This window comes from Phytopseudomonas flavescens, from assembly GCF_900100535.1.
GTDB classification, from domain to species: domain Bacteria; phylum Pseudomonadota; class Gammaproteobacteria; order Pseudomonadales; family Pseudomonadaceae; genus Aquipseudomonas; species Aquipseudomonas flavescens.
The window spans coordinates 347,217-360,131 of the sequence record NZ_FNDG01000004.1 but is presented as its reverse complement, the minus strand read 5'-3'; the positions used below and the strand labels follow the sequence as shown (position 1 = coordinate 360,131).

The 12,915-nt window shown below is 63.3% G+C and carries 16 protein-coding genes; 1 reads left to right on the top strand and 15 read right to left on the bottom strand.

Going from position 1 to position 12,915, the window contains the following annotated elements; translation table 11 throughout:
- Positions 1–430 (top strand): TolC family protein (locus tag BLR94_RS07770; RefSeq protein ID WP_167359722.1); only part of this gene is annotated, 430 nt, incomplete at its 5' end.
- Positions 431–502: 72 nt separating this feature from the next.
- Here BLR94_RS07770 and flhB read toward each other — a convergent pair.
- The 15 genes from flhB to fliH all read right to left on the bottom strand — a co-directional run bounded on the left by flhB (position 503) and on the right by fliH (position 12,862).
- Positions 503–1,639: a flagellar biosynthesis protein FlhB gene (gene flhB, locus BLR94_RS07765; protein WP_084304175.1), complete on the bottom strand. Its 1,137-nt coding sequence runs from the start codon at positions 1,637–1,639 to the stop codon at positions 503–505.
- Entirely contained in the window at positions 1,639–2,415 is a 777-nt protein-coding gene (gene fliR, locus BLR94_RS07760) for a flagellar biosynthetic protein FliR (RefSeq protein ID WP_084304174.1), read from the bottom strand. The genes flhB and fliR overlap by 1 nt, the downstream gene beginning before the upstream one ends.
- 4 nt (positions 2,416–2,419) lie before the next feature.
- Positions 2,420–2,689: a flagellar biosynthesis protein FliQ gene (gene fliQ / locus BLR94_RS07755; protein ID WP_084304173.1), complete on the bottom strand. Its 270-nt coding sequence runs from the start codon at positions 2,687–2,689 to the stop codon at positions 2,420–2,422.
- Between the two features lie 10 nt (positions 2,690–2,699).
- A complete protein-coding gene (gene fliP / locus BLR94_RS07750; protein WP_084304172.1) occupies positions 2,700–3,485 on the bottom strand; it encodes a flagellar type III secretion system pore protein FliP in 786 nt (261 codons plus the stop codon).
- The gene (gene fliO, locus BLR94_RS07745; RefSeq protein WP_084304171.1) at positions 3,485–3,910 is read right to left on the bottom strand and encodes a flagellar biosynthetic protein FliO; all 426 of its coding nucleotides are present in this window, start codon (positions 3,908–3,910) and stop codon (positions 3,485–3,487) included. The genes fliP and fliO overlap by 1 nt, the downstream gene beginning before the upstream one ends.
- A 5-nt stretch (positions 3,911–3,915) precedes the next feature.
- Positions 3,916–4,386 (bottom strand): flagellar motor switch protein FliN, encoded by a 471-nt coding sequence (fliN, locus tag BLR94_RS07740; RefSeq protein ID WP_084304170.1) that lies wholly within the window; start codon positions 4,384–4,386, stop codon positions 3,916–3,918.
- A 70-nt stretch (positions 4,387–4,456) separates the two neighbouring features.
- Positions 4,457–5,428 carry a flagellar motor switch protein FliM gene (gene fliM, locus BLR94_RS07735; protein WP_084304169.1) on the bottom strand — a complete coding sequence of 324 codons (972 nt, stop codon included), beginning with the start codon at positions 5,426–5,428 and terminating at the stop codon, positions 4,457–4,459.
- A 15-nt stretch (positions 5,429–5,443) separates the two neighbouring features.
- Positions 5,444–5,971, bottom strand: a complete 528-nt coding sequence (fliL, locus tag BLR94_RS07730) for a flagellar basal body-associated protein FliL (RefSeq protein ID WP_084304168.1) — start codon at positions 5,969–5,971, stop codon at positions 5,444–5,446.
- A gap of 279 nt (positions 5,972–6,250) precedes the next feature.
- Positions 6,251–7,534 (bottom strand): flagellar hook-length control protein FliK, encoded by a 1,284-nt coding sequence (locus tag BLR94_RS07725; RefSeq protein WP_084304167.1) that lies wholly within the window; start codon positions 7,532–7,534, stop codon positions 6,251–6,253.
- 77 nt (positions 7,535–7,611) lie between these two features.
- Positions 7,612–7,965 carry an Hpt domain-containing protein gene (locus tag BLR94_RS07720; protein WP_084304166.1) on the bottom strand — a complete coding sequence of 118 codons (354 nt, stop codon included), beginning with the start codon at positions 7,963–7,965 and terminating at the stop codon, positions 7,612–7,614.
- Between the two features lie 90 nt (positions 7,966–8,055).
- Positions 8,056–9,753 carry a fused response regulator/phosphatase gene (locus BLR94_RS07715; protein WP_084304165.1) on the bottom strand — a complete coding sequence of 566 codons (1,698 nt, stop codon included), beginning with the start codon at positions 9,751–9,753 and terminating at the stop codon, positions 8,056–8,058.
- 6 nt (positions 9,754–9,759) lie between these two features.
- Entirely contained in the window at positions 9,760–10,065 is a 306-nt protein-coding gene (locus BLR94_RS07710; protein WP_084304164.1) for an STAS domain-containing protein, read from the bottom strand.
- A gap of 207 nt (positions 10,066–10,272) precedes the next feature.
- Positions 10,273–10,725: a flagellar export protein FliJ gene (gene fliJ / locus BLR94_RS07705; RefSeq protein ID WP_084304163.1), complete on the bottom strand. Its 453-nt coding sequence runs from the start codon at positions 10,723–10,725 to the stop codon at positions 10,273–10,275.
- A 3-nt stretch (positions 10,726–10,728) separates the two neighbouring features.
- Positions 10,729–12,087 carry a flagellar protein export ATPase FliI gene (gene fliI, locus BLR94_RS07700; protein WP_084304162.1) on the bottom strand — a complete coding sequence of 453 codons (1,359 nt, stop codon included), beginning with the start codon at positions 12,085–12,087 and terminating at the stop codon, positions 10,729–10,731.
- Positions 12,077–12,862 (bottom strand): flagellar assembly protein FliH, encoded by a 786-nt coding sequence (gene fliH / locus BLR94_RS07695; protein WP_084304194.1) that lies wholly within the window; start codon positions 12,860–12,862, stop codon positions 12,077–12,079. The genes fliI and fliH overlap by 11 nt, the downstream gene beginning before the upstream one ends.
- Positions 12,863–12,915: the final 53 nt, after the last annotated feature.

The following is a 12,915-nucleotide window of genomic DNA, read 5'->3' as shown; positions in this document are numbered from 1 at the left end:
CGAGGCCTACCAGCGCCTCAGCCAGTCCGAGCAGCAACGTGAAGGGCTGCGCCGCGAGGTGGTGCAGAACACCCGCAACCTGTATCGCGCGGTGAATACCGACGTGGAAACCGTACAGGCCCGTCGCCAGTCGATCATCTCCAACCAGAGCGCGCTGGAGGCTACGGAAATCGGTTATCAGGTGGGCACGCGCAACATCGTCGACGTGCTGGACGCCCAGCGCCAGTTGTACAGTGCAGTGCGCAACTACAACGACGCGCGCTACGACTACATCCTCAACAACCTGCGCCTGAAACAGGCTGCCGGCACCCTCAGCCCGGCAGACCTGGACGCTCTGGGTCGTTACCTGAAGCCGGACTACGACCCGGACCGCGACTTCCTGCCGACCGACCTCCACCTCTCCAGAGGGGCGATCGACACCCGCCTCTGAGTCACAGCATCGCAGGTTGGAGTTTCGCTCTGAAACCTCGCCAGGCGCATGGCTGCCGTTGACCGGCGGCCATCACTCGTCGCGGCGCAGATCCGGCGGGATGGGCAGGTCCTTGAGGGGAACCGGGCGCTTGCCCTTGCCTGCCTGGTACTGGCGGATCTGGTAGACGTAGGCCAGCACCTGTGCCACTGCCAGATAGAGTCCGGCGGGGATTTCCTGATCCAGCTCGGTGGTGTGGTAGATCGAGCGCGCCAACGCCGGTGACTCCAGCAGCATCACCTGGTGTTCCTGGGCGATCTCGCGGATCTTCAGCGCGGTGAAATCGCTGCCCTTGGCGAGCAGCATGGGCGCCTGGCCCTTCTCGGGATCGTACTTCAGGGCCACGGCGAAGTGGGTCGGGTTGGTGATCACCACGTCCGCCTGAGGCACGGCCTGCATCATGCGGCGCTGCGTCATTTCGTGCTGCAACTGACGAATCCGCTGCTTGACCTCGGGCTTGCCTTCGCTGTCCTTGTACTCGTCCCGGACCTCCTGCTTGGTCATCATCAGCTTCTGCTTGTTGTCCCAGAGCTGGAACGGCACATCCACGGCAGCGATCAGAATCAGCCCCATGGACAGCCACAGGGAACTCCAGCCGACTACCTCGGCGGCGTGCATGATCGCCGACTCGACCGGCTCGTTGGCGATCGCCAGCAGATCCTCGCGATCGGCCGACAACACCACGAGCGCCACCATCAGGATCAGCAGGAACTTGGCGAGTGCCTTGAGCAACTCGATCAGCGATTTCATCGAGAACATGCGCTTGAGCCCGGCCAACGGATTCATGCGGCTGAACTTGGGCGCCATGGCCTTGGCCGAGAACAGCCAGCCGCCCAACGCGATGGGGCCGACGATGGAGGCGATCAACAGGGTCACCAGCAGCGGCAGCAGGGCTTCCAGGGCCATCTGACCGGAACTGGCCAGAAGCAGCCCCATGTTGCGTTCGTCCAGCAGGTCTTCGCGGCTGAGCACGAAGTTGCCACGCATGATATCCAGCATCGCGTTGCCCAGGCTCCCACCGGAGGCCAGCAAACCACCGGTACCGGCCAGCATGACGGCAAAGGTGTTCAGTTCACGCGAGCGTGCGATCTGCCCTTTCTCACGTGACTCACGGAGGCGTTTCTCCGTGGGTTCCTCGCTCTTGTCGGCACCGCTTTCCGACTCAGCCATCAGCCAGCCCTCGCCAGTTCACGCAACATGATCAACGCCTCGGAGGCCAGGGTCTGGTAGTGCGAGAGGATATCGGCCAGGGAAATCCACACGATCACCATGCCCAGCACCAGGGTCAGCGGGAAGCCGATGGAAAAGATGTTCAGTTGTGGCGCCGCTCGGGTCATCACCCCAAAGGCGATGTTGACCACCAGCAATGCCGTCACCGCAGGCAGCACCAGGATCAGCGCCGCACCCAGCACCCAACCGAGCTTGGTGGCGAGTTCCCAGTAATGCGCGGTGAGCAGCCCGGAGCCGACCGGCAGGGTCACGAAGCTCTCGGCCAGCACCTCGAACACCACCAGATGGCCATTCATGGAGAGGAACAGCAGCGTCACCAGCATGGTGAAGAACTGCCCGATCACCGGCACCGAGACACCGTTGGTCGGATCCACCATCGAGGCGAAGCCCAGGCCCATCTGCATGGCCAGGATCTGCCCGGCGACCACGAACGCGTGGAAGAACAGTTGCAGCATGAAACCGAGCATCACGCCAACGAGAATTTCCTGGGCGATCAGCACGAACGCCGGCAGGCTGATCGCGTCGATCTGTGGCATGGGCGGCAAGCTGGGCACCACCACCAGGCTGATGGCCAGCGCCAGGTACAGGCGTACCCGCGTCGGTACCAGTTGCGTACCGAATATCGGCATGACCATCAGCAACGCAGCGATACGGAACAACGGCAGCAGGAACGAGCCAACCCAGCCACCGATCTGCGTGTCGCTCAGTTCGAACATCGGCTCAACCGATCAGGTAGGGAATGTTGGCGATCAGCTGCTGGGTGTACTCCATCAGTTCGCGCACCATCCAGGGGCCGGCGAAGATCAGGGTGAGCAGCATGACCATCAGGCGCGGCAGGAAACTCAGGGTCTGTTCGTTGATCTGCGTGGCCGCCTGGAACATCGCCACCAGCAACCCCACCAGCAGGCTGGGCATGACCAGCAGACCGACCATCAGGCAGATCAGCCAGAGCCCTTCTCGGAACAGGTCGACAGCGACTTCAGGGGTCATGTGAGCCTCGCTATAACGTGCCGAAACTGCTGGCCAGGGTACCCATGATCAGCGCCCAGCCATCGATCAGCACGAACAGCATGATCTTGAACGGCAAGGAAATGATCAGCGGTGACAGCATCATCATGCCCATCGCCATCAGGATGCTGGCTACCACCATGTCGATGATCAGGAACGGGATGAAGATCATGAAGCCGATCTGAAACGCCGTCTTCAGTTCCGAGGTGACGAACGCCGGAACCAGAATGGTCAGCGGTGCCGCATCCGGGGTGACGATGTCCGTGCGTTTGGACAGGCGCACGAACAGCTCCAGATCGCTTTCACGGGTCTGCGCCAGCATGAAGCTCTTGATCGGCCCCTCGGCGCGCGCGATCGCTTCCTGGGCCGGCAACTGCTCGTTCAGGTATGGCTGCAAGGCATCACGGTTTATCTGGTCGAACACCGGCGCCATGATGAACATCGTCAGGAACAGTGCCAGGCCGATGAGAATCTGGTTGGACGGCGTCTGCTGCAAGCCGAGCGCCTGGCGAAGAATGGAAAACACGATGATGATGCGCGTGAAACTGGTCATCAGCATGAGGAACGCCGGGATGAAGCTCAGCGCCGTCATGATCAGCAGGATCTGCAGGCTGACCGAGTATTCCTGCTGCCCCTCGGCATCGGTACTCAAGGTGATGGCCGGAATCGACAGCGGGTTGTTGCCCTGCTGGATCAGCGCACTCCCTGCGGGTGGCTCCTGGGCGAACGCCAGCGAGGCGACCAGGGTGAAGACCAGCACGAGCAGCAGGCGCAGCATCAGGATTTGTCCTTCTGGTCCTTGCCCAGCAGCTCCATGAGGCGCTGGGCGAATTCCGTCGAGGCTGGCTCGGCATCGGCAAGCTGAACCGTCTCGGCCATCACGTGCAGCGGGGTGATTCGCCCGGGGGTCAGGCCCAGCAGTATCTGCTCGTTACCGACCTGCACCAGCACCAGTCGGTCACGCGGGCTCAGCGCCTGCGTAGCGACGATGTTGATCACCTTGCCGCCGCTGGGCCCGAGACGTTGCACACGGCGCATCATCCAGGCGAGCAGGAAGATCAGGCCAATGACCAGCAACAGGCCGATCACCAGCTGCACCAGTTGGCCGCCGATGCCACTGCCGGCCGCAGGCGCCTGAGCCACGGGTTGCGCGGCCAGCGCCGAGAATGGCAGGGCGAGCAGAGCGAGCAGGATTCTATTCATGGTCTCTAGCGCAGTTTCTTGATGCGTTCGCTGGGGCTGATCACGTCGGTCAGGCGAATGCCGAACTTCTCGTTGACCACCACCACTTCGCCATGGGCGATCAGGGTCCCGTTCACCAGCACATCGAGCGGCTCGCCGGCCAGACGATCCAGCTCGATCACCGACCCCTGGTTGAGCTGCAACAGGTTGCGAATGGTGATGTCGGCATTACCCACTTCCATCGAGATGGACACGGGGATGTCGAGGATCACGTCGAGGTTCGGGCCGTCCAGGCTGACCGGGTTGCTGGCCTTGGGCGTACTGCCGAACTCTTCCATAGGAGCCCGCGGTGCCGCCGGCTTGCTGGCTGCGCTGGCGGCCAGCATGGCATCGATGTCGTCCTGCCCCTCGGCATCGCCGGACTCGGCCAGGGCCGCGGCCCACTCGTCGGCGAGCGCCTGCTCCTCTGGCGTGGTGTTTTCATTCTCATCGGCCATCGTTGAACCTCGGCTGGCGTTTAGCAATTGGGTCATACGCAGAACGTATGGCGAAAGGGTCAGCAGGCCGTCAGCGCTGCCGCTCGATCGGGTCGAGCACCTGCAGCGACAGATTGCCCTTGTGCGAGCCGAGCTTGACCTTGAAGGATGGCACGCCGTTGGCCCGCAGAATCATGTGTTCCGGCAGCTCCACGGGAATCACGTCGCCGGGCTGCATGTGCAGGATGTCGCGAACCTTGAGCTGGCGCCTTGCCACGGTCGCGCTGAGCGGCACGCTGACTTCGAGAATGTCCTCGCGCAGGGCCTTGATCCAGCGCTCGTCCTGATCGTCGACGTCTGACTGGAAGCCGGCATCGAGCATCTCGCGTATCGGCTCCACCATGGCATACGGCATGGTGATGTGCAGATCGCCGCCACCGCCATCGAGCTCGATATGAAAGGTCGATACCACGATGACCTCACTGGGGCTGACGATGTTGGCCAGCGCGGGGTTGACCTCCGAACCGACGTATTCGAAGTGGATGTCCATCACCGCGGCCCAGGCTTCGCGCAGGTCGATGAACGCCTGGTCGAGAACCATGCGCACCACCCGCAACTCGGTGGGCGTGAACTCGCGGCCCTCGATCTTGGCGTGACGGCCATCGCCGCCGAAGAAGTTGTCGACCAGCTTGAACACCAGCTTGGCGTCGAGGATGAACAGGCCGGTACCGCGCAGCGGTTTCATCTTCACCAGGTTGAGGCTGGTCGGTACGTACAACGAGTGAACGTATTCGCCGAACTTCATCACCTGCACGCCACCCACGGCCACATCGGCGGAACGGCGCAACAGGTTGAACATGCTGATGCGGGTATAGCGCGCAAAGCGCTCGTTGATCATTTCCAGGGTGGGCATGCGCCCGCGCACGATGCGATCCTGACTGGTCAGGTCGTACTGCTTGACGCTACCCGGCTCGACGAGTTCCTCGGTTTCCACCATGCCGTCGTCGACACCGTGCAGCAGCGCATCGATCTCGTCCTGGGATAGCAGGTCTTGTACAGCCATTGTCGGACTCCCGTCCTATTGCAACACGAGGTTGGTGAACAGCACCTGCTCGACGGTCACCTTGCCGGTCTCCTTTTCAGCCAGCTGCTGCACGCTGGCCGTGGCCTGCTGGCGCAGCATTTCCTTGCCCACGGGGGTGATCAGGGTGGCGAAATCCTGGCTGGAGAACAGCATCACCAGATTGTTGCGCAGCACTGGCATATTCACCTTCAGTGCATCCAGGCCGGCCTGGTCGCGAGTCATCAGGGCGACGCTGACCTGCATGTAGCGGGCGCGACCGTTCTGGGTGAAGTTGACCACGAACGCCGGCGTCAACTCTTCGTAGATGGCCGGCTGCTTGACCGGGGCGGCATTCTCGGCCTGCTCATGGGCTGCCTCCTGCTTGGCCGCATCCTTGCTGAGGAAGAACCAGGTACCGCCAACCGACAGGCCAACGGCGAGCAAAAGCGCCAGCACGATCACGATAATCAGTTTCAGCTTGCCCGGCGGCTTGCTTGCCGCTTCGGCAGCAGGAGCAGCGGGTGGGGCGTTCTTCTTAGCCATGCCAAAAATCCGTCACAAGATGGAGAACCTTCCGCTATCAAAGGGTTAAGAGCAAGTGTTATGCCAGCTCATAAGCTCTGGTGCAAATGCTGCGCGCCATGGTACGCGAAAGCGTGGCCGCTGGCCCCTGCAGAGGGCCATAAACGAAATCACCCTGACCAACAGACTCGGTCAGGGTGAAGTCTAGAACAGAGTACCGGGGCCGAGCGGTTTTAACCGTTCGCCATGCACACAGCCACGAACCGTAACCGGACGACCCTGCGCCTGGTGCGCTCGCCGTCAGGCATAGTAGTCGACCATGCCGCGGCCAGCGCCCTGGACAGGATCACGCAACTCCACGCTGCCGATCACCCGCTCCTCCTCACCGATACCGGCGCCCCCGTCATCCGCCAGCCGGCCATTGCGCCCGCGGCTCTCGCCGTCCTGCCCCTGCCCTTGCCAGGCACGGCCCTGGGACTGATCGGAAACGTTGACGTCGCCTAGGTTCATGCCTTGCTGGGTGAACATTTCACGCAGACGGTGGACCTGCCCCTCCAGCGCCTCGCGCACGCCGGGATGGGCGCTGGCGAAACTGATCTGGGTCTGGTCCTGATTCAGGCTGATGCGCACGTCCAGACGGCCGAGCTCGGCAGGGTCAAGCTGAATGTCGGCGGACTTGAGGTTCTGGCTGGACATCCACATTACCTTGTCCACCACGCCCTCGCTCCAGCCAGTCTGCTGCATCGACAGCGCTGGGCCAGGCACCGTGGTGACCCGTCCGGCCTGCGAAGCCTGCTGGCCAATCACCTGGCTGAGCGCGGAGAGCTTGCTGACGAACTGCTCGGGAGCGGTATCCGCCGAACTTTCCTTGAGTGCCTCCAGGCCTTCGGTACTGAGTTCCAGCTGCGGCAACTCGATGGTTTCGCCAGCCTCCCCCTCCACTGTCGTGGTCTTCATGCCCATCGACGCCATGGCGCTGGCGAAGGCCTGGCCACTACTGGCAGACGCCGAGGTCGACGCACTGCCGTTGCTGACCGCGGCCTGCTCGGCCACCTTCTGCTGAGCGCCGGGCTCCAGCGACAGTTGCATCGCAGCCAGTGGGTCGAGCGCGTCGAGCTCGGTATCCAGGCCAGCATCGGCATCGGCATCGGCCACGGGCGTGGAGCCGACCAGGCTGACGGAAATGCTGGCCGGCTGAGCCTGCATCGCGGGATCCACGACCTCCTCGGGGACCAACTGCGGCTCGAACAGACCGAACATCAGTAACGGGTCGACCAGGTCCTCTTCGGCTGGAGGATCGGCAGGCAAGTCTTTGCCGCTGTCGGCAACGGCAGGTGCCTGGTCAGAGGACGGCGTCGGATCACTGGCGCTTTTCTCCGCCTCGGCATTGCCATCGCGCGCGGTCTTGGCGGTGTCGTCCTGGCGATCGGCGGTCTTGGCCTGACGTTCCTTGGCATATACCTGCGAGAAGCTGGAAGCCTCTTGTTTGCGCGGCTCGGCTGTGTTCTGCGCAGTGTTCGCCGCAGGGGCCTTGGGCTTGGCAACGGCCGAAGGCGTCAGCAGCAGATCAGGGGCAACGGGCATGAATGCTCTCCGCATGAGTGATGTCGTGAGCATAGATCAAGCAAAGGCCGGGCCAACATCGTGGACGACCGGTTCGGTCATGGAGAAAAGCGCTGGCGCTCCGACTCGAGCAAGGAGCGAACGATGGCGAATTCGGACTCGACCCGCCCGATCAGGTCGGCCGAATCGCTGAGGTCGCCACGCCGCGCCTGCTCCTCGAGTTCACGGCAGGACTCAGCCAGGACCTTGGCCCCCATGTTGCTACAACTGCCCTTGAAGCTGTGTGCCGCATGGCGGATGGCCTGGGCATCCTGCAGCCGTTGCGCGTCATGCAAGAGGCGCAGACGCTCTTGGGAGTCGGCCAAGAAGGTATCCAGGAGCACCGGGTACTCACTGTCCATGATGTCCTGCAGGGCCACCAGCACGGCGCGGTCTAGATGATTGTCGGGCATCCTTCACTCCAGGCCTGCTTCGGGCGGCCATGGTGATTGCGGATCACGCTCCTCGCGCCAGCAGGCCGAGAGCACCATACGATGGGCGGATTATGCCTGCGCGGGCCAGGAAAACTCCACCGTGACCTGACGCCCATCGGGCGACCAACTGCTCCGCTCACTGAGGTCCCGCACCAGGCTCATGCCACGACCGCTCAGCCCTCCAGCCGGATGCTGGCGCGCCAGCATGGCCGAGGCATCGAACCCGACGCCACTGTCTTCCACCGTGAGCGTCAAACGACCGCCACCCTCTTCGCGACGCACGTCGACGACGATACCGACACAGCCGTCATGGAGCGCGTCGAGACGCTCGGCACGCTGCCGGTAATACTCGGAGAACCCTGCGGCATCGCATTTCAGCGCCGAATCCAGCCCCAGCACGCCATGTTCGAGCGCGTTGGTGTACAGCTCGCACAGCACGCTGTAGAGATCCCCGCCATGGCCCCGCAACCCCGGCACTTCGAGCAGCAGTTGCAACACATAGGGCAGCGGATAGAAATCACGCAGGGTGGGGCCACGAAAATCGAAGCGCGCCGACCACTGCTCGGGCCCGGCACGCCATTCGCCGCCGGTCTGTTGCGGCCGCTGCAGGACATTGCTGTCCACCATGGTCACCTCGACCAGGCTGACATCGTCCCGCGCCTCGCCGTGAAAGCGTTGCAACGCCTGCTGGATTTCATCGAACAACGCGGACGGCGGGTGCCCGTTGTCGAGCACCTCGAGCAGGCGCTGCTCGCCAAACAGCTCGTCATGCTCGCCATGGGCCTCGAGCACGCCATCGGAGAGCAGGAACACCCGATCACCGAGGCCAAGGGAGTAAGTCTCGTAGTCGTTGCGAAAGCTATCCGGCTCCAGCACACCGAGAGGCAGATGCCGGGAGACCAGAGGCACGCGTTCGCCACCTTCCTTGCGCAGCACGTAGCCGTCGGGCAGGCCGCCGCCCCAGAACTCGACCACCTGGCGGCGAAAGCTGATATTCACCAGCGTGGCACAGCAGAACACCCCGCGAGGCAGGATACGTCGCAGCTTGGCATTGCTTTCGTGAAGGATCTCGGCCAGCGAATGCCCCTTGCCCGTCATGCGGTAGAAGACATCGGCCAACGGCATCGCGCCGATTGCCGCTGGCAGGCCGTGGCCGGTGAAGTCGCCGAGCAACACATGCATATCACCGCTGGGGTGAAACGCTGCCAGCAACAGGTCGCCGTTAAACAGCGCATAGGGTGATTGCAGGTAGCGGACGTTGCCGGCGGCCAGGCAACCGGAATGGGCAACCTTGTCGAACACCGCCTTGGCCACTTGCTGCTCGTTGACCAGGTGCTCGTTGTGCCGAGCGATCAGATCACGCTGCTGCAGCACCTCCTGGTGCAGGCGGCGCAAGCGATCCATGGCATTGATCTTGGCCTCCAGGATGACCCGGCTGTAGGGCTTGGCGAGAAAGTCGTCGCCACCGGCCTCCAGGCAGCGAACCAGCGCTTCGTCTTCGCTCAGGGACGTCAGGAAGATGATCGGCACCATGACATCGCCGGCCATTGCCTTGATTCGCCGGGCTGCCTCGAAACCATCCATCACCGGCATCAATGCATCCATCAGGACCAGTTGCGGACGTTGCGACTCGAACAGCGCGAGCGCCTCCACCCCATCGCTGGCAGCCAGCACCCGGTGGCCCTGGCGACCGACGATGGTGGACAGCAGCATGCGGTCGGTGGCGCTGTCCTCGGCGATCAGGATGGTGAGTCTGGAGGCGTTCATCGCGCCTCAGACGATCTGGAAAAGCTGTTCGAAATTGGAAATGGAGAGGATCTTGCGCACGTCGGCGTTGCAATTCAGCAAGCGGATCTGCGCCCGATCGCCACCGGCGTGGTCGCGCAGCAGCAGCAACATACCGAGCGCGGAACTGTCGAGGTAAGTCGTTCCCTTGAGATCGACCGCATAGCGTTTCGGGCGAATATCGACGCGCTCGTAGGCCCGCCGAAACTCCTGATGAACGCCAAAATCAAAGCGACCTTGAATGGTTATGGTCAACTCTTGCCCGTCTTCCGAAGGCAGCGAGGTGATGGGCATGAAACACTCCTTGAGATCCGCGAAACACATTGGGCGCCGTATGCGCGCCGAGCAGGCCGACGCTGCCCTGATGAACAGGTATAGCTTGTTGACCTGAGCCGAGGCGCGGTGTCTCACCTGTTTTTCCTGATCCGGCCCTGCGCACGCCTCGGCGACCTGCATGCCAGTCTATGAAGATTTAGCACCAGCCTGCGTCAGCGGCAACCATCATTCCAGGGAATCGCGTCGCGGCAGGCGCTGAGAGAGCTCATCGAGCAGTTTCTGCTCGCGTTTATCCTCCGCCAGACGCGCTTCGTCGATGTAGCGTTGCACCAGCTTTCGCAGGCCCTCCAGGCGTGCATAGCGCTGTTGCCAGGCATCACGCATCTTGTCCAGGTTGCTGCGGTGCCATGCCACGGCCTGGTTCTGCTGAGCGATCGCCGAATCGAGCTGGGAAAGAAAGCGCTGGTAGTTCATCAGCCACTGGCCAGAGACACCCCGCTGCCCTTCGTTCATCCACTGCTGCTGGTAGCCCTGCAGGTAATTTTCCAGATCCGCCAGCTTGCCTTGAGCCTGCCCCAGCAGCCCCTGCGCTCGCCCCAGCTGCAAGGCAGCCTCACGTTCGGCCTTTTCGGCCATCTCGACCACGGGCGCCAGGCGTGCGGCGCGGCTGGTTGCCATGGATCAGGGTGCCTTGGCCGGGCTCAGAACCGCAGCCAGCAAATCACGGCTGCTCTCCAGGCTCTCGCTTTCGCCCAGGCTCTGGCGCAGGTAGCGCACCATCACCGGCTGCCGGGCGATGGCCAGGTCGGTATCGGCATCGCCACCAGGCACGTAGGCGCCGACACTGATCAGGTCGCGACTCTGCTGATAACGCGACCACAGTTGCTTGAAACGCTGGGCATTGCGCATGTGCTCGGGGCTGACCACCTGCGGCATGACCCGGCTGATCGACGCTTCGATGTCGATCGCCGGGTAATGCCCTTCCTCGGCCAGGCGCCGCGACAGCACGAAGTGACCGTCGAGCACGCCACGGGCGGCATCGGCGATGGGATCCTGCTGGTCGTCGCCTTCGGACAGCACCGTGTAGAACGCGGTGATCGAGCCACCTCCGGCCTCGGCGTTACCCGCACGTTCGACCAGGCGCGGCAACTTGGCGAATACTGAGGGCGGATACCCCTTGGTCGCCGGCGGCTCGCCGATCGCCAGGGCGATTTCCCGCTGCGCCTGGGCGAAACGGGTCAGGGAATCCATCAGCAGCAGGACGTTCTTGCCCTTGTCGCGGAAGTACTCGGCGATGCGCGTGCAATACATGGCGGCGCGCAGGCGCATCAGCGGCGCATCATCGGCAGGCGATGCCACTACCACGGAACGCTTGATGCCCTCCTCGCCAAGAATCTCGTCGATGAATTCCTTCACCTCGCGACCCCGCTCGCCGATCAGACCGACCACGATGATCTCGGCTTCGGTGAAGCGGGTCATCATGCCCAGCAACACCGACTTGCCGACGCCGGTACCGGCGAACAGCCCGAGCCGCTGCCCGCGGCCGACGGTCAGCAGACCATTGATGCTGCGAATGCCGACATCCAGCGGCTCGCTGATCGGGTGGCGCTTGAGGGGGTTGATGGTCGGGCCATCCATCGGCACCCAGTCCTCGGCCTTCATCCCGCCCTTGCCGTCCAGTGCGCGGCCAGCGCCGTCGAGCACCCGGCCGAGCATCGACATGCCCATGGGCAGGCGCCCGGTATCCGGCAGCGGCACCACCCGCGCACCGGGTGCGATGCCGGCCAGGCTGCCGACCGGCATCAGGTAGATCTTGCCGGACGAGAACCCCATCACCTCGGCCTCCACCTGCACCGGGTGATAACTGTCGTCGTTGATGACCAGGCAACGGCTGCCCAACGCCGCGCGCAACCCCTCGGCCTCCAGAGTCAGGCCAACCATGCGCAGCAGGCGGCCTTCGACGATGGGCTGGGACGGCAGCGTCACGGCGTCGCCGTAGCCTTCCATGCGACGCGCGAAGCTGATGCGCTCAAGGCGCATTGGCACCGTCCAGGTCGATGTGCATGTCGCTCGGACGCGGCGTGGTGGCATGTTCGCGCTGCTGCTCGAAGAGCTGTTTGAGCGCTTGGCTCAGGCGCGTCTCGACACTGGCATCGATACGGCTGTGCTCGCTCTCGACCCGGCAACCGCCAGGCAGCAACGCGTCGTCCTCGAGAATCCGCCATTTTTCCTCGTGGCGGTCACGCAGTGACTTGACCAGTTCGAAGTCCTGGGGGTTGAGGTGAATGCGGATATTTTCCGCGCCCATGGGCAGCAGCTTGAGCGCTTCGCGCAGTACCTGGCGAATCTGGCTGGAGTCACGGTTCAGCTCGCGCTGGATGACCTCACGGGTGATCTGCCCAACCAGAGCCACCAGCGCCACTTCGATCTGCTGATCCTGATCGGCGATCGGCTCGAACAGATGGCTCATGACCTGTTCGAGCGCGCTCACCCGGCCCGCCAGCGCCGCGTCGGCTTCCTGCTTGGCCTTGAGCTGCCCGGCGCGGAATCCATCTTTTTCGCCGGTGGCGAAACCTTCGTTGTAAGCATCCTGACGAATGGCCTCGAGCTCATCGAGCGTCAAGGGTTTGACATCTTCCAGAGCGACCTCTTCGCTCTCCTGCACCGCCGGCGGAATCTCCGCGGCCGGCTCGCTGGCGCGCGTCTGCTCCGGCGGCTCATCCACCTGCTCGTCGAAACTGGGCAGCGACCAGCGATCAACGCTGCCCAGGTCCTTGGCACGAATCAGTTCACTGACGGGTTCCTTGCCGGCCATCAGGGTCTGTTCCCGCTTCGACACGAGCCGCGCTGCTGCGTTACCCGTCGTTC

Bases quoted from the DNA above. Each gene is read 5' to 3' on its own strand.
- fliO (WP_084304171.1), bottom strand. From the start codon at position 3,910: ATGAATAGAATCCTGCTCGCTCTGCTCGCCCTGCCATTCTCGGCGCTG.
- BLR94_RS07720 (WP_084304166.1), bottom strand. From the start codon at position 7,965: ATGCCCGACAATCATCTAGACCGCGCCGTGCTGGTGGCCCTGCAGGAC.
- fliP (WP_084304172.1), bottom strand. From the start codon at position 3,485: ATGCTGCGCCTGCTGCTCGTGCTGGTCTTCACCCTGGTCGCCTCGCTG.
- BLR94_RS07715 (WP_084304165.1), bottom strand. From the start codon at position 9,753: ATGAACGCCTCCAGACTCACCATCCTGATCGCCGAGGACAGCGCCACC.
- BLR94_RS07725 (WP_084304167.1), bottom strand. From the start codon at position 7,534: ATGCCCGTTGCCCCTGATCTGCTGCTGACGCCTTCGGCCGTTGCCAAG.
- fliM (WP_084304169.1), bottom strand. From the start codon at position 5,428: ATGGCTGTACAAGACCTGCTATCCCAGGACGAGATCGATGCGCTGCTG.
- fliJ (WP_084304163.1), bottom strand. From the start codon at position 10,725: ATGGCAACCAGCCGCGCCGCACGCCTGGCGCCCGTGGTCGAGATGGCC.
- BLR94_RS07710 (WP_084304164.1), bottom strand. From the start codon at position 10,065: ATGCCCATCACCTCGCTGCCTTCGGAAGACGGGCAAGAGTTGACCATA.
- fliN (WP_084304170.1), bottom strand. From the start codon at position 4,386: ATGGCCGATGAGAATGAAAACACCACGCCAGAGGAGCAGGCGCTCGCC.
- flhB (WP_084304175.1), bottom strand. From the start codon at position 1,639: ATGGCTGAGTCGGAAAGCGGTGCCGACAAGAGCGAGGAACCCACGGAG.
- fliL (WP_084304168.1), bottom strand. From the start codon at position 5,971: ATGGCTAAGAAGAACGCCCCACCCGCTGCTCCTGCTGCCGAAGCGGCA.
- fliH (WP_084304194.1), bottom strand. From the start codon at position 12,862: ATGGCCGGCAAGGAACCCGTCAGTGAACTGATTCGTGCCAAGGACCTG.
- fliR (WP_084304174.1), bottom strand. From the start codon at position 2,415: ATGTTCGAACTGAGCGACACGCAGATCGGTGGCTGGGTTGGCTCGTTC.
- fliI (WP_084304162.1), bottom strand. From the start codon at position 12,087: ATGCGCCTTGAGCGCATCAGCTTCGCGCGTCGCATGGAAGGCTACGGC.
- fliQ (WP_084304173.1), bottom strand. From the start codon at position 2,689: ATGACCCCTGAAGTCGCTGTCGACCTGTTCCGAGAAGGGCTCTGGCTG.